This window comes from Pseudomonas sp. MF08831, from assembly GCF_059862645.1.
In genome coordinates this window covers 435,008-450,507 of the sequence record NZ_JCBCUX010000004.1, presented here as the reverse complement: position 1 = coordinate 450,507, position 15,500 = coordinate 435,008, and the positions used below count along the sequence as shown (strand labels likewise).

15 protein-coding genes are annotated in these 15,500 nt (G+C 62.4%); 11 read left to right on the top strand and 4 right to left on the bottom strand.

The features are described 5' to 3' along the window. Nucleotides 1-8 precede the first annotated feature (8 nt). Nucleotides 9-296 (bottom strand): hypothetical protein, encoded by a 288-nt coding sequence (locus tag AC19YS_RS11195; RefSeq protein ID WP_200623570.1) that lies wholly within the window; start codon nucleotides 294-296, stop codon nucleotides 9-11. Between AC19YS_RS11195 and pcaR the strand changes: the two genes are divergently transcribed. From pcaR to pcaC, 11 genes are all read left to right on the top strand, one after another. Further along, on the top strand, nucleotides 285-1,127 hold the full coding sequence (gene pcaR, locus AC19YS_RS11190; RefSeq protein WP_106577091.1) for a pca regulon transcriptional regulator PcaR: 843 nt from the start codon (nucleotides 285-287) through the stop codon (nucleotides 1,125-1,127). The genes AC19YS_RS11195 and pcaR overlap by 12 nt on opposite strands. Nucleotides 1,128-1,273: 146 nt before the next feature. Next, on the top strand, nucleotides 1,274-2,614 hold the full coding sequence (gene pcaK / locus AC19YS_RS11185; protein ID WP_200623572.1) for a 4-hydroxybenzoate transporter PcaK: 1,341 nt from the start codon (nucleotides 1,274-1,276) through the stop codon (nucleotides 2,612-2,614). A 298-nt stretch (nucleotides 2,615-2,912) separates the two neighbouring features. Then, a complete protein-coding gene (locus AC19YS_RS11180) occupies nucleotides 2,913-3,770 on the top strand; it encodes a CoA transferase subunit A (protein WP_500601714.1) in 858 nt (285 codons plus the stop codon). Then, entirely contained in the window at nucleotides 3,767-4,549 is a 783-nt protein-coding gene (locus tag AC19YS_RS11175; protein ID WP_177410079.1) for a CoA-transferase subunit beta, read from the top strand. Before AC19YS_RS11180 ends, AC19YS_RS11175 begins: the two co-directional genes overlap by 4 nt. Further along, nucleotides 4,546-5,748, top strand: coding sequence for a 3-oxoadipyl-CoA thiolase (pcaF, locus tag AC19YS_RS11170; protein WP_262209292.1), 1,203 nt, complete (start codon nucleotides 4,546-4,548; stop codon nucleotides 5,746-5,748). Before AC19YS_RS11175 ends, pcaF begins: the two co-directional genes overlap by 4 nt. A 17-nt stretch (nucleotides 5,749-5,765) precedes the next feature. Continuing rightward, entirely contained in the window at nucleotides 5,766-6,470 is a 705-nt protein-coding gene (gene pcaH / locus AC19YS_RS11165; RefSeq protein WP_119738850.1) for a protocatechuate 3,4-dioxygenase subunit beta, read from the top strand. Between the two features lies 1 nt (nucleotide 6,471). Further along, entirely contained in the window at nucleotides 6,472-7,038 is a 567-nt protein-coding gene (pcaG, locus tag AC19YS_RS11160) for a protocatechuate 3,4-dioxygenase subunit alpha (RefSeq protein ID WP_124416647.1), read from the top strand. A 186-nt stretch (nucleotides 7,039-7,224) separates the two neighbouring features. Further along, nucleotides 7,225-8,520 carry an MFS family transporter gene (locus AC19YS_RS11155; RefSeq protein ID WP_119738854.1) on the top strand — a complete coding sequence of 432 codons (1,296 nt, stop codon included), beginning with the start codon at nucleotides 7,225-7,227 and terminating at the stop codon, nucleotides 8,518-8,520. Between the two features lie 9 nt (nucleotides 8,521-8,529). Next, nucleotides 8,530-9,894: a 3-carboxy-cis,cis-muconate cycloisomerase gene (locus tag AC19YS_RS11150; protein ID WP_200623575.1), complete on the top strand. Its 1,365-nt coding sequence runs from the start codon at nucleotides 8,530-8,532 to the stop codon at nucleotides 9,892-9,894. A gap of 10 nt (nucleotides 9,895-9,904) precedes the next feature. Then, nucleotides 9,905-10,696 (top strand): 3-oxoadipate enol-lactonase, encoded by a 792-nt coding sequence (gene pcaD, locus AC19YS_RS11145; protein WP_500601712.1) that lies wholly within the window; start codon nucleotides 9,905-9,907, stop codon nucleotides 10,694-10,696. 70 nt (nucleotides 10,697-10,766) lie between these two features. Further along, complete coding sequence (gene pcaC / locus AC19YS_RS11140) at nucleotides 10,767-11,162, top strand: 4-carboxymuconolactone decarboxylase (protein ID WP_106577081.1); 396 nt, start codon at nucleotides 10,767-10,769, stop codon at nucleotides 11,160-11,162. 114 nt (nucleotides 11,163-11,276) lie between these two features. On the opposite strand, the gene AC19YS_RS11135 is transcribed toward pcaC, so the two are convergent. The 3 genes from AC19YS_RS11135 to AC19YS_RS11125 form a co-directional block, all read right to left on the bottom strand. Next, a complete protein-coding gene (locus AC19YS_RS11135; RefSeq protein ID WP_106577080.1) occupies nucleotides 11,277-12,161 on the bottom strand; it encodes a polysaccharide deacetylase family protein in 885 nt (294 codons plus the stop codon). A gap of 312 nt (nucleotides 12,162-12,473) precedes the next feature. Beyond that, the gene (locus AC19YS_RS11130) at nucleotides 12,474-13,724 is read right to left on the bottom strand and encodes an OprD family porin (protein WP_179606741.1); all 1,251 of its coding nucleotides are present in this window, start codon (nucleotides 13,722-13,724) and stop codon (nucleotides 12,474-12,476) included. A 152-nt stretch (nucleotides 13,725-13,876) separates the two neighbouring features. Next, on the bottom strand, nucleotides 13,877-15,496 hold the full coding sequence (locus AC19YS_RS11125; RefSeq protein ID WP_500601709.1) for a J domain-containing protein: 1,620 nt from the start codon (nucleotides 15,494-15,496) through the stop codon (nucleotides 13,877-13,879). Between the last annotated feature and the right edge of the window lie 4 nt (nucleotides 15,497-15,500).

The following is a 15,500-nucleotide window of genomic DNA, read 5'->3' as shown; positions in this document are numbered from 1 at the left end:
GGGTTTTGTTACATACAGGTGTCAGTCTTTTCTAAAAACCCGTGTTGACGTTCTGCACTTTTACAAATGTCGGATGGCTGTTTAAACGTGAGCGATCCCTTCGGCGCATCCGTTAAGTGTGCTCGTTCGTTGAACGCCATTGCGGGACCAGCAAATTGCGATAATCGCATGATCGTCCGATAATCGCCCAAAGTTGCTGGCCCCGCCTTGTGCATTCTGGCCAGCGCGGCTTGTAATAGCGGCCAACCCTCCCAGCGGTTGAAAATAAGAGAAAGGACCCTGAAATGAACGATCAATTGCGCAACTCCTTCGCGTCAGTGGCGCCGCCGATCGTGGCGTCCCCGGCCAAGCGCATCCAGGCGTTTACCGGTGATCCGGACTTCATGACTTCCCTGGCCCGTGGCCTGGCCGTGGTGCAGGCCTTCCAGGAGCGCAAGCGCCACCTGACCATCGCCCAGATCAGCCACCGCACCGAAATCCCCCGCGCCGCGGTGCGTCGTTGCCTGCACACGTTGATCAAGCTCGGCTACGCCACCACCGACGGGCGGACCTATTCACTGTTGCCCAAAGTCTTGACCCTGGGGCACGCCTATTTATCCTCTACGCCACTGGCGGTGTCGGCCCAGCCTTATCTTGATCGCATGAGCGAGCAACTGCATGAAGCCTGCAACATGGCGACGCTGGAGGGCGACGACATCCTCTATATCGCCCGGTCCGCCACCACCCAGCGCCTGATTTCCGTGGACTTGTCGGTGGGCGGGCGCTTGCCGGCGTACTGCACGTCCATGGGCCGCATTCTGCTCGCGGCACTCGACGATGCCTCGCTGCAGGACTACCTCGACCACGCCGACCTGCAAACCAAGACCAGCCGCACCCTGACCACCGCCGACGCGTTGTTCGAATGCCTGCAGCAAGTACGCCAGCAGGGCTGGTGCATTGTCGATCAGGAGTTGGAGCAAGGCCTGCGTTCAATCGCCGTGCCGGTGTACGACGCGTCCGGCCAAGTGTTGGCCGCGCTCAACGTGAGTACTCACGCCGGTCGGGTCAGCCGCAGCGAGCTGGAGCAGCGTTTCCTGCCGAGCATGCTCAGCGCGAGCCGTGAGCTGAGTGCGCAACTGTTTGCCTAAGTGTTCGATGACCGCACAGATCCCGGCTTGATCAATTGACGGTGTTTCCCCTGGCTTATTAATGTGCGGCAGCGCTGTCAGCGCCGCCCCAATAATAATGACGACCTCAGGTCGTTCGCCCGCCCATCGGTGTGGAAATAACAATAATGAATCAGCCCTCTGTCGGTACTAACCTGGACGTGCAGTCCTTTATCAATGCCCAGCCGTTGTCACGCTACCAATGGCGCGTGGTGATCCTGTGTTTCCTGATTGTCTTCCTCGACGGGCTCGACACCGCCGCCATGGGCTTTATCGCGCCCGCCCTTTCGCAGGACTGGGGCATCGACCGCGCCAGCCTCGGCCCGGTGATGAGCGCCGCATTGATCGGCATGGTGTTCGGCGCGCTGGTCTCCGGCCCGTTGGCCGACCGCTTCGGGCGCAAAGTGGTGCTGGTGAGCGCGGTGCTGGTGTTTGGCGCGTTCAGCCTGGCCTCGGCCTACAGCACTCACGTCGACCAGTTGCTGGTGTTGCGTTTCCTCACCGGGCTGGGCCTGGGCGCGGGGATGCCGAATGCCACCACGCTGCTCTCCGAGTACACGCCCGAGCGTCACAAGTCGTTGCTGGTCACCAGCATGTTCTGTGGGTTCAACCTGGGCATGGCCGGTGGCGGATTTATCTCGGCCAAGCTGATTCCAGCGTTCGGCTGGCACAGCTTGCTGATGATTGGCGGCATCCTGCCGTTGATCCTGGCGGTGGTGCTGTTGGTGTGGTTGCCGGAATCGGCGCGCTACCTCGTGGTGCGCAATCGTGGCACCGACAAGGTGCGCAAAACCTTGTCACCCATCGAGCCCAACCTCGTCGCCCGCGCCACCAGCTTCAGCGTGCCCGAGCAAAAAACCGTCAAGGCGCGCAACGTGTTCGCGGTGATCTTCTCCGGCACTTACAGCGCTGGCACCTTGTTGCTGTGGCTCACCTACTTTATGGGCCTGGTGATCGTGTACCTGCTGACCAGTTGGCTGCCGACCCTGATGCGCGACAGCGGCGCCAGCATGGAACAGGCTGCGTTTATCGGCGCGCTCTTCCAGTTTGGTGGCGTGTTGAGTGCGGTCGGCGTGGGCTGGGCGATGGACCGGTTCAATCCGCACAAGGTCATCGGCACTTTCTATCTGCTGGCCGGGGTGTTCGCCTACGCGGTAGGGCAGAGCCTGGGCAATATCACGCTGCTGGCCACCTTGGTGCTGGTTGCCGGGATGTGCGTCAACGGTGCGCAGTCGGCGATGCCGTCACTGGCCGCACGCTTCTACCCGACCCAAGGCCGCGCTACCGGCGTGTCGTGGATGCTCGGCATCGGCCGCTTTGGCGCGATTCTCGGTGCGTGGATGGGCGCGACGTTGCTGGGGTTGGGCTGGAACTTCGAGCAGGTGCTGACGGCGCTGGTGATTCCGGCGGCATTGGCCACGGCGGCCGTGTTGATCAAGGGCATGGTCAGCCATGCGGACGCGACCTGAGGCTTTACCGATCTTGTGGCTGCCGGCGCCTCTGTGGGAGCTGGCTTGCCTGCGATTGCATCAACTCAGTTCACCTGCCGAACCGAGTCGTTTGCATCGCAGGCAAGCCAGCTCCCACATGGACTAAGCCCAGTTGAGTTTCAGTGTTTCGTACAAAAGATTAGCTAGACAACAATCCGTTCGATAATCGAACGCTGAGTCGATTATCGGATTGTTCGACCCCTTTCCCCGGCTTAATCTTCAGGCACTTGGGCGCCACCTCAGCGCCTTTTCGATCAACACCGGGAGCCCTAACCCCATGGCTGAAATCCTTGCGCTGCGCGACGCGGTGAAGCACTTCGTGAATGACGGCGACACCGTCGCGCTGGAAGGCTTCACCCACCTGATCCCTACGGCGGCGGGTCATGAAATCATTCGTCAGGGCAAGAAAGACCTGACGCTGGTGCGTATGACGCCTGACTTGATCTACGACCAGTTGATCGGGGCCGGCTGCGCCCGCAAGTTGATTTTCTCCTGGGGCGGCAACCCCGGCGTAGGCTCCCTGCATCGCCTGCGCGACGCGGTCGAGAAGCAATGGCCGCAACCGCTGGAGATCGAAGAACACAGCCACGCCGACCTGGCCAATGCCTACGTCGCCGGTGCATCCGGCCTGCCATTTGCGGTGCTGCGCGCCTACGCCGGTTCTGACTTGCCCAAGGTCAATCCGCTGATCAAAACCGTGACCTGCCCGTTCACCGGCGAAGTGCTGGCGGCGGTGCCGTCGGTTCGCCCGGACGTCACCGTGATCCATGCACAGAAGGCTGACCGCAAGGGCAACGTGTTGCTCTGGGGCATTCTCGGTGTGCAGAAAGAAGCGGCCCTGGCGGCCAAGCGCTGCATCGTCACCGTCGAAGAGATCGTTGACGACCTGAATGCGCCGATGAACAGCTGCGTGCTGCCGACCTGGGCGTTGACGGCGGTGTGTCATGTACCCGGTGGCGCGCATCCGTCCTACGCCCACGGCTACAACGAGCGTGATAACCGCTTCTATCAGGCGTGGGACCCGGTCGCTCGTGATCGTGGGACCTTTACCGCCTGGATCGACGAATACATCCACGGCACTGCCGACTTCCGTGAATTCCAGGCCAAGCTGGCCACCGCGCAGGAGGCCAAGTGATGGCTTACTCCACCAATGAAATGATGACCGTCGCCGCCGCGCGTCGCCTCAAGAACGGCTCGGTGTGCTTCGTCGGCATCGGCTTGCCTTCCAAGGCCGCCAACCTGGCGCGCCTGACCTCATCGCCCGACGTGGTGTTGATCTACGAATCGGGCCCGATTGGCGCCAAGCCCAGCGTCTTGCCGCTGTCCATCGGCGACGGCGAACTGGCAGAAACCGCTGACACCGTGGTGCCGACCGGCGAGATTTTCCGCTACTGGCTGCAAGGCGGGCGCATCGACGTCGGTTTTCTTGGCGCGGCCCAGGTCGACCGATTCGGCAATATCAACACCACCGTGGTCGGCGACTACCACCAGCCCAAAGTGCGCCTGCCGGGTGCCGGTGGCGCGCCGGAGATTGCCGGCTCGGCCAAGAGCGTGCTGATCATCCTCAAGCAGTCGGCGCGTTCGTTTGTCGACAAGCTGGACTTCATCACCTCCGTCGGCCATGGCGAAGGCGGCGACTCACGCAAGCGCCTGGGTCTGCCAGGCGCCGGCCCTGTAGGGATTATTACCGACCTGTGCATCATGGAGCCGGAAGAGGGCAGCCATGAATTTGTGGTCACCGCGCTGCACCCCGGCGTCACCCGCGAACAAGTGATCGCGGCCACCGGTTGGGCGATTCGGTTTGCCGATCAGGTGAGCACCACCGACGCACCGACGGACATCGAACTCAAGGCCCTGCGTGATCTCGAAGCCCGCACTGCCGCCGCCCATGGCCAAGCGCCAGGAGAAGCCTGATGCGTGACGTGTTTATCTGTGATGCCATTCGCACGCCCATCGGCCGCTTTGGCGGTGGTTTGTCCACGGTGCGTGCCGATGACCTGGCGGCCTTGCCGATCAAGGCCCTGATCGAGCGCAACCCCCAGGTGGAGTGGGCGGCGGTGGATGAAGTGTTCCTCGGTTGTGCCAATCAGGCCGGCGAGGACAACCGCAACGTCGCGCGCATGGCCCTGCTGTTGGCGGGCCTGCCGCAGAGCATTCCCGGCGTGACCCTCAACCGTTTGTGCGCCTCGGGCATGGACGCGATCGGCACGGCATTCCGTGCCATCGCCAGCGGCGAAATGGAGCTGGCGATTGCCGGCGGCGTTGAGTCGATGTCCCGCGCACCGTTCGTGATGGGCAAGGCTGATGCGGCGTTTTCACGCAACATGAAGCTTGAAGACACCACCATCGGCTGGCGTTTTATCAACCCATTGATGAAGGCCCAATACGGTGTGGACGCGATGCCGCAGACCGCCGATAACGTCGCCGACGACTACAACGTGTCCCGCGCCGACCAGGACGCTTTTGCCCTGCGCAGCCAGCAACGTACCGCCGCTGCGCAAGCCGCCGGGTTTTTCGCCGAAGAAATCGTGCCGGTGCGCGTCGCGCATAAAAAAGGCGAGACCGTGGTCGAGCAGGATGAGCATCCACGGGACACAACTCTGGAGGCCCTGGCCAAACTCAAGCCAGTCAATGGCCCGGACAAGACCGTCACCGCCGGCAACGCCTCGGGCGTGAATGACGGTGCGGCGGCGCTGATTCTGGCCTCGGCCGAGGCCGTGAAAAAACATGGCCTCACCGCCCGCGCCCGTGTGTTGGGCATGGCCAGTGCCGGTGTGGCACCGCGCGTGATGGGCATCGGCCCGGTGCCGGCGGTGCGCAAACTGGTGGAGCGCCTTGGTCTGGCGGTTACCGACTTTGATGTCATTGAGCTCAACGAAGCCTTCGCCAGCCAGGGCCTGGCAGTGCTGCGTGAGTTGGGCATCGCCGACGACGCCCCGCAGGTGAACCCGAACGGCGGCGCCATCGCCCTCGGCCACCCGCTGGGCATGAGCGGCGCGCGGTTGGTGTTGACGGCGTTGCACCAATTGGAAAAAACCGGCGGCCGCAAAGGCCTGGCCACTATGTGTGTGGGCGTCGGCCAAGGTTTGGCCCTGGCGATTGAACGCGTCTAATAAAAGAGGATGGCTCCATGAGTGACAAGCCCGGATACCGGCGCCCGCAAGCGGGCACTCAACCCGATTATCTGCACCCGGCCTACCAGTCGACGAACTTGCGTTCGCCGTCTCAGCCGTTGGTGTTTCTGCCGCATTCCTTGTCGGAGATCACCGGCCCGAGCATCGGCGCCGAACGCGTCAATGAGAAGGACAACGACCTGACTGCCCAGCACGAGGGCGAGCCTCAGGGCGAGCGCATCATCATTCATGGCCGCGTGCTGGATGAAAACGGCCTGCCGGTGCCGGGCATTCTGGTGGAGATCTGGCAAGCCAACGCTGCCGGTCGCTACAACCACAAGCGTGACCTGCATGACGCGCCACTGGACCCGAACTTCACCGGCACCGGCCGCACCGTCACTGACGCGCAGGGCTGGTACCAGTTCCAGACCATCAAGCCCGGCGCCTACCCGTGGGGCAACCACCACAACGCGTGGCGCCCGGCGCATATCCATTTTTCGCTGTTTGGCCCCAGCGTGCTGACGCGCTTGGTCACGCAGATGTACTTCCCCGGTGACCCGCTGCTGGAATACGACCCGATCTACAACTGCGTGCCGGACACCTCGGCCAAGCAGCGCTTGATCGCCAGCTTCGACCTGGAAAAAACCATTCCTTCCTATGCCCTCGGCTACCGCTGGGACATCGTCCTGCGCGGCCGCGACGCCACGCCGATGGAGAAATGAGATGAGCCTTTACGCGACCACGTCCCACACCGTCGGGCCGTATTACCACATTGGCCTGACCTGGCTGAACCGCGAAGACCTGACCGTGCCGGCCACCCTTGGCGAACGCGTGGCGATCAGTGGGCAAGTGGTGGACGGCAACGGTGATGTCGTCAACGACGCCATGCTTGAAGTCTGGCAGGCCAATGCTGCGGGCAAATACGATCACCCGGAAGATGAACAGGCCAAAGCCGTCGATCCCAACTTCGAAGGCTTTGGCCGAGTGCCGGTGGATGCCCAAGGGCGCTTTCGCTTTACCACGATCAAGCCGGGCAGCGTGCCGGGGCTTGCGGGTACGACCCAGGCGCCGCACCTGGTGGTGCTGGTATTTGCGCGTGGGCTGGTGAAGCACTTGCTGACACGGATTTATTTTGACGGTGAAGCGTTGAATGGCGATGACCCGTTGCTGGCGTGTGTGCCGGCTGAGCGTCGCGGCACCCTGATTGCCAAGGCGGATGCGGGCGGTGTGTATCAGTGGAATGTGATTTTGCAGGGCACAGACAAGGAAACGGTGTTCTTCGATTACTGAGGTGGCCTGAAACCTGTCGCAGGTAAGCCTGCTCCCACTTTTGAAGGTGTCCCCAATCAAAATGTGGGAGCGGGCCTGCCCGCGATGAGGCTCTTGCTGGCGACAAGTATCCAAAAGTCTGCTTGCGGAACATGGTTGTTGCAAAGTATGTCTAGGCTATAACCGTTCCCACTGAGTGAAAAAAACATGACAACAAAAACGATTCACTACACCGGAGAAGAACGCAGCAAACGGATTTTTGCAATTGTCGGGGCCTCGTCCGGCAACCTTGTCGAATGGTTCGACTTCTACGTTTATGCCTTCTGCGCCATCTATTTTGCCCCAGCATTTTTTCCGTCGGAGAGCCCCACCGTACAACTGCTCAGCACCGCCGGTGTGTTCGCTGCCGGCTTCTTGATGCGCCCTATTGGCAGCTGGGTGTTCGGCAGTCTGGCCGACAAGCACGGCCGCAAGAATTCGATGATGATCGCGGTGCTGATGATGTGCGCCGGCTCGCTGGTTATTGCGTTTTTGCCGACCTACAAAGACATCGGCATCTGGGCGCCGATCCTGTTGTTGGTGGCCCGCCTGTTTCAAGGCTTATCGGTGGGCGGCGAGTACGGCACCACCGCCACCTACATGAGTGAGGTCGCCCTCAAGGGCCAGCGCGGGTTCTTTGCCTCGTTTCAGTACGTGACCTTGATCGGCGGGCAATTGCTCGCGGTACTGGTGGTGGTGATCCTGCAGCAATTTCTCAGTGAAGACGAACTGCGCGCCTGGGGCTGGCGGATTCCGTTTGTGGTCGGTGCCGTCGCGGCGCTCATCTCTTTGCTGCTGCGCCGTACCTTGAAAGAGACCACCACCAAGGAAATGCGCGAACACAAGGACGCCGGCAGCATCACCGCGCTGCTGCGCAATCACACCGCGGCCTTTATCACGGTGCTGGGCTACACCGCCGGCGGCTCGCTGATTTTTTACACGTTCACCACGTACATGCAGAAGTACCTGGTGAACACGGCCGGGATGCATGCCAAGACCGCCAGTTACATCATGACCGGCGCGCTGTTCCTCTACATGTGCATGCAGCCGCTGTTCGGGATGCTGGCGGACAAGATCGGCCGACGCAATTCCATGCTGTGGTTCGGCGCCCTGGGCACGCTGTGCACTGTGCCGATCCTGCTGACCCTGAAAACCGTCAGCAGCCCGTTCCTGGCCTTTGTGCTGATCACCCTGGCCCTGGCGATTGTCAGCTTCTATACCTCCATCAGCGGCCTGGTCAAAGCCGAAATGTTCCCGCCCCAGGTACGTGCATTGGGCGTAGGCCTGGCGTACGCGGTGGCCAACGCGATTTTTGGCGGCTCGGCTGAAGTGGTCGCGCTGGGCCTGAAATCCATGGGCATGGAGAACGGCTTCTATTGGTACGTCACCGTGATGATGGCGATTGCTTTCCTGTTCAGCCTGCGCCTGCCCAAGCAGGCGGCGTATCTGCACCACGATCTGTAAGGAAGAGTTATGACACTGCGCACGAGCAATCAACTGTTCGACGCCTACTTCAGCGCTGACAGCATGGCCGACGTGTTCTGCGACCAGGGGCGTTTGCAGGGCATGCTGGACTTCGAAGCCGCGCTGGCGCGCGCCGAGGCCCAGGTCGGGTTGATTCCCCAGGCCGCCGTCGCGCCGATTGCCCAGGCGTGCCTGGCGTCTTTGTACGATGTGGATGCGCTCGGCGTGGCGATTGCCACGGCGGGCAATTCGGCGATTCCGTTGGTGAAAGCGCTGGGCACATTGGTCGCCAGTGAAGACGCCGGCGCCGAACGTTATGTGCATCTGGGCGCGACCAGCCAGGATGTGATGGACACCGGCCTGGTCCTGCAACTGCGGCGCGCGCTGGCGTTGATCGACACTGACCTGGCGCAATTGGGCGAGACCCTTGCCGTGCAGGCCCAGCGTTATGCGCGCGTGCCATTGGCCGGGCGCACCTGGTTGCAGCATGCGACACCGGTGACCCTGGGCATGAAAATCGCCGGTTGGCTGGGGGCGGTGACGCGCAGTCGTCAGCGTCTTGCCGAGCTCAAACCGCGCCTGCTGGTGCTGCAGTTTGGCGGCGCGTCCGGCACGCTGGCGGCGCTGGGTGAGCAGGCAATGCCGGTGGCCGAAGCCTTGGCTGCGCAGTTGCAATTGAATTTACCCGAGCAACCCTGGCACACCCACCGTGACCGGCTGGTGGAGTTCGCCAGTGTGCTTGGCCTGATCGCCGGCAGCCTGGGCAAAATGGGGCGTGATATCAGTCTGTTGATGCAGACCGAAGCGGCGGAAGTGTTCGAACCTTCGGCGCCCGGCAAAGGTGGTTCATCGACCATGCCGCACAAGCGCAACCCGGTGGGCGCCGCCGTACTCATCAGCACCGCGACCCGCGTGCCGGGCCTGGTGGCGACGATGTTGAGCGCCATGCCTCAGGAACACGAGCGCAGCCTTGGCCTGTGGCATGCCGAATGGGAAACCCTGCCGGACATTTGCCGGTTGGTGTCCGGCGCACTGAAGCAGGCGCTGCTGGTGGCCGACGGGCTGGAGGTCGACCCTGAGCGCATGGCGCGCAATCTTGAGTTGACCCAGGGCCTGGTGCTGGCCGAAGCCGTCAGCAGCGTGCTTGCCCAACGCCTGGGCCGGGAAACCGCACACCATCTGCTGGAGCAATGCTGCAAACGCGCCGTTGCCGACGGGCGCCCTCTGCGTGCAGTGCTGGCGGACGAACCGCAGGTTACCGCCGAGTTGTCAGCCGCTGAACTGGACCGCCTGCTCGACCCGGCCCACTACCTTGGCCAGGCGCACACGTGGGTCACCCGCGCGGTGACCGATCATTTTGCCTTGACCGTGTAAGGAGACCGCTGTGCCATTTGTACAACTCGCCGAGGGCGAACTGCATTACCAACTGGACGGCCCGCTCGACGCGCCGGTGCTGGTGCTGTCCAACTCCCTGGGCACCGACCTGCATATGTGGGACATCCAGATTCCGGCCTTCACCGAGCATTTTCGCGTGGTGCGTTTCGACACCCGTGGCCACGGCAAGTCCTTGGTCACCGAGGGGCCGTACAGCATTGAGCAACTGGGCCACGACGTGATCGCGCTGTTGGATGCGCTGCAGATCCAGCGTGCGCATTTTTGCGGGCTGTCCATGGGCGGCCTGATCGGTCAGTGGCTGGGCATCCACGCCGGAGACCGTTTGCAGCGGCTGGTGGTGTGTAACACCGCGGCCAAGATCGGCACGCCGGATGTGTGGAACCCACGTATCGAGATGGTTCTGCGCGATGGCCCGGCCGCCATGGTGGCGCTGCGTGACGCGTCTATCGCCCGCTGGTTCACCGCCGATTTCGCCGCCGCCAACCCGCACCAGGCCAGGCAGATTACCGACATGCTCGCTGCCACGTCGCCCGAGGGTTACGCCGCCAATTGCGCCGCCGTGCGCGATGCGGATTTTCGCGAACAGTTGGCATCGATCAAAGTGCCGACCCTGGTGATTGCCGGGACCGAGGATGCGGTGACACCGCCGGCCGGTGGCCACTTTATCCAGCACCACGTGAAGGGCGCCGAGTACGCCGAGTTCTATGCGGCCCACCTGTCCAACGTCCAGGCCGGGGCTGATTTCAGTCAACGGGTGCTGACGTTCTTGCTGGCTGAATAAACCGGGTGACGAGCGCTTGCCGCCGCCACCGGTGATCGAGCCGAGATCCAATTGAACCAGGAGCTTTTTTGTGGACGAGAAACACCGTTACGCCGACGGCCTGCAGGTGCGCCGCGAAGTGTTGGGCGACGCACATGTCGACCGCAGCCTGAATGCCCTGACCGAATTCAACAGCGAGTTCCAGGAAATGATCACCCGCCACGCCTGGGGTGATATCTGGACCCGCCCCGGCCTGCCGCGGCACACCCGCAGCCTGATCACCATCGCCATGCTGATCGGCATGAACCGCAGTGAAGAATTGAAACTGCACCTGCGCGCCGCTGCCAGCAACGGCGTGACCCGCGCCGAGATCAAGGAAGTGCTGATGCAGAGCGCGATCTATTGTGGGATTCCGGCGGCGAATGCGACCTTCCATCTCGCCGAGTCGGTATGGGATGAACTCGGCGTGGAATCGCGCCAGGATTGATTTAAAACACGGTCAAAAAGGTGGGAGCGGGCTTGCTCGCGAATGCGCTGGATCAGTTAAAGATAAATTGACTGACCCACCGCATTCGCGAGCAAGCCCGCTCCCACATTGGTTTCAGTGGGAATCCGCATCCCATATCCAGTTCCACACTCCCGGCAGGTGCACCCCTTCATTCACATCCTTGACCGTGCGTGCCAGTGCCGCGCGTTCCAGCGTGGCGCGGTCGGTGTAGAACGGCTCGGCCGCAGTCTTCATGCCGTTGATCCGAGCGCTGTCCATCAGGATCTGCAAGTACTCCTGCAGGTGCCGCGCGGTGTAGCGGTTGATGTCATGGAAGGTCACGACCACCGGTATCACGCCGTCCACTGTCGGTAACTCGCCCAGCGCGATTCGCTCGCGCACCACCGACAGCTGCCGATACAAATTCGCTCGGCGCCGTGGGCTGCCGTTGAAGCCCCAGATCTTGCCGTCATTGGCACTCAGGTCTGTCAGCAATACGTGCATGCCGTGGCGCTGGTAGGCGGCGAAGGTGCGCTTGTCGTAGTTCCAGAAGGGCGGACGTACCAGCGCGGGTGAGGCGCCGGTGATGGCGGCGATATCGGCCGCGCCCTGGCTGAGGGTGCTTTCAAGCTCGGCGTCGCTCAACCAGCGGTGGTTGGTGTGAAACCCGGTGGCGGTGTGGAAGGCCAGCACGTGGCCCGCCGCGTATTCACGCACCATGGTCTTGCGGCCTCGCGGGCTGCCGCCTGAGCGAGAGGCTTCGGTCTGCAGGAAGAACACCGCCTTGATGCCCGGCAATACCGGGTTATTCGCCAGGTCAGCCACCACAGAGCGGCTGGGGTTGTTGTAGCCCGAGGCGCTGGGGCCGTCATCAAAGGTCAACAGGAAACGGATCGGCGCCTGGGCTTGCAGGCGCTGCTCGGTCTGCGGCGTCAGCGCGATAGGCGCGCCGATGCAGCCGCTGAGCAGAATCGACAGAATGACAATCAGGTATTTCATGGCGGCCTGGGTTCAGAGCTGGTCATCCGTGTCGTTGAGTCCCTGTGCCGGGTGATGGGCGCGTGCACGATACAGCATGAGCGCGGCTGCCAGCAGCGGTAAATCGTGCCGCTTGTCTTGAAGGGGCGGGCTGTCTTCACGCGTAAGGGGTTCGGGTCTTCGCCGCCATTGCCGCGCCCGCGTGAGTTGCGCAGGCGCCGGTGGCCGTCAGTCGAGGCAGTGGCGGTGAACGTTCCCGCTCCCATTGAGGCAACTTGCTGAAAAGCAGCCGCGATCAATCAAGTCGCGGCTGCCATTCGCCCTGACAGACGCTTACAGCAGGCTGATCGGGTAACTGACGATCAAGCGGTTCTCGTCGAACTCATTGTTGCTGTAGTCGCGGCGCATGCTGGAGTTGCGCCAACGTACGTTCAAATCCTTGAGGGCGCCGCTTTGCACGGTGTAGCCCAGTTCGCTCTCGCGGCCCCACTCCTTGCCGTCGGTGATGGCGCCTGTGTGCACGTTGCTGCCGCTGATATAGCGATTCATCAGGGTCAGGCCCGGCAGGCCGAGGACGACAAAGTTGAAATCGTGGCGCACCTGCCAGGACTTTTCCTGGGCGTTGTCGTAGCTGGCGTTATAGCTGTCGTTGGCCAGGGTGCCGCCGCTGGTACCGTTGACGCGCATCCACGCGCTGTTGCCGGTGAGTTTTTGCAGGCCGACGTAGAAGGTGTTGCCGCCGTAACGCGCGGAAAACAGGCCGGACCAGGTCTTGTTGTCCAGGTCACCCGCGCGGGCGCTGCCGTCATCCTTGCCGTAGAAGAACCCGAGGTTGGCCCCCAGGGTCCAGTCACCCACGGGCTGGCTGTGGATCAGGTTGACGTACTGCTGGCGGTAGATGTCCTTGAGCTGGGCATTCCACACACCGATCTGGGTGCGTTTGTCGTTGAACGCATATTCGCCGCCCTGGAAGTTGAAGCGGTCGGAGGTGAAGGCGGTTTTACCGAACATCGACATGTCCGTCATGCTGCTGTCATCGCGTGGGCTGTTGGCGCGGAACTGACCGCCGTAAAGCGTAAGGCCGTCGATTTCCCTGGAGGTGATCTGCCCGCCGCGCAGGGTTTGCGGCAGTGAACGGCCATCGTCGGAGCGCAGGATCGGCAGCACCGGCATCCACTCGCCGACCTTCAATTCGGTCTTGGAAAGCCGCGCTTTGAACGCCACTCCCAGGCGCCCGAAGTTATCGGCCGGGCGGCCGTCGTGGTCCAGCGGCAACAGCTGGGTGCCACCGGTGCCGCGCCCGCCATCGAGCTTTTGTGAGTACAGGCCCAGCACATCCACGCCGAAACCCAACGTGCCCTGGGTGAAGCCGGAGCGGGCGTCGAGAATGAAACTTTGCGTCCATTCCTGCGCGCCGCCCTGGGCTTTGGTTGGGTTGGTGTAATTGCGGTTGAAGAAGAAATTGCGCAGGTTGAGGTTGGCGCTGGCGTCTTCGAGAAAGCCGTGTTCTTCAGCGACGACGGGGAGGGCAAGACTGGCGACAGCGGTCGCCAGCCACAGCTGGCGCGGGTGCAAAGTGCTCATGGTGTTGGACCTGTTGTTATTGGGGTTATGCAGGTGCCGGCCATGTTGCTTGGCGGTGTGGGCGCGATGAAAGTGGGGCAGGGCGGGTTGTGGGCGATGATCGAACGCAAGTTGACGGGCATCCCTGCATGGGCTGCCCGCCCTTGTGACGGTTACAGTCGAGATTCAACCAGGCGGGTCAATGGGAAGGCTGGCAGGTATAGCTGGCACGCGAGCGTCAGTACCACCATGACCACCAGGAACACCAGTTGCCAGGGGCTCCAGTAACTCCAATGCAAGCCGCTGATCCACGGCCATTTGGCATTGAAGGATTCGTCGACCGAGCCCATGCGCCGGTGGCTGAACAAGTGGATCAGGACCATGCCCAGGTACGTCACTATGCCCATCAGCCCGAGCAAAAAGCCGAACATCAACAGCATCCCCACTTGCGGAATACCGTGGCGCAGTACCAACCAGTATTGGCGGGGGTTGAAGCGTTGGGGCAACAGCCTCTCGCTCAGCCATAAGTCGGCAACGAGCAAACGCGAGGTGATGGCGGCCCAGCCCTGAGTGAGGCGCATGGCGACGACGGTCGGCAGGAAGGTCATCAACATGAACATGAAGAGTTCGAGCGGCACCGGCCCTTTTTTCAGGTGAATGGAGGCCACGCACGTAGCAATGGCCAGCCCGCCCCACACTCTGCCCCAGGTTTGTTCGGAGACCGGGCGCGGCAAAAATTTTCGCCAAAAAAATACATCGGGTTGCGGCAGGCGTTCCAGTAACGACGGGTAGCGCCAGGCAAACTTTTGCGACAGTTGCTGGCACGCGTTCCACTGGTCATCCCCAAACTGGGACATCAAACGGTGCTGTTCGGCGGTCGGCATCCGCGTCAGCAGCACGCGTGCGGGCAAGGTGTCGGGTGCGTTGCGCGGGCCGTTTTGGGCTTTTTCCAGCAGGGTGTCGTAGAAACTCTCCTGCTCGCAGCGTTCAACCAGGCCCCGCCACATCCACTCGGGCTCGGGGTGCATGCCTTTCTGGTCATCCCAGCCAAAGACCTGGCAGACGCGCTCAAACAACGGCACGCTCCACGTGGTGTCGTGGAGCAGTTGCAGGACGATGCGCTGCCATTGTTGTTGCAGGTCGAACACGCGCAGCCAGGGTTGCTGGTTGTAGGTTTTGAGCTGGTTGATGAACTCGCGCTCGGCCTTTTGCTCCAGCTGTTCCTGCAGCGCCTGGCGATAAGCCTGCAGCAGTTCGCCGCTTAGCGCCTCATGTTGCCAGGGGCTCATCGCCACACGCTGCCAGGGCGTCAGCCATTCCAAGTGCTGCACCGCCCAGGCGGCAATTGCCGCACGCTCGCCGGGGGCATCGAAACACTGGCGTAGCAGAGCTGCCTGGAAGGCATCGGCGCAGAGTTGATGCTGTGCCTGTTCCCAGCGCTCATCGAGGGTGTGAGCGCCCAGCCCGTTGATCAGCGCTTGCGCGCGCGTCTGCTCGGGCGGCAGGTCGAAGAGGGCAGGGCTGACAGGGCGAGTATCGTCAAACTCCGCGTATTCATGCGGGTTGCCGTCGGCCAGTTCGGCCACGGGCGCGTCGATGACTTCGACCTCTTCGTCCTCTTGCTCGGCCCGCCAGCGCGCGATATGCAGCGCTTGTTCATAGGCTTCGCGCAGGCGCTGGAAACCCTCGGCGTCATCGTCCGGGCGGCAGCTTTTGAGCAGCCGCGCGTAAGTGCGCTTGATGGTGCGCTCGTCGGCGTCGTCCGCCAGTTGCAACACTGCCCAACAGTCCATGTCG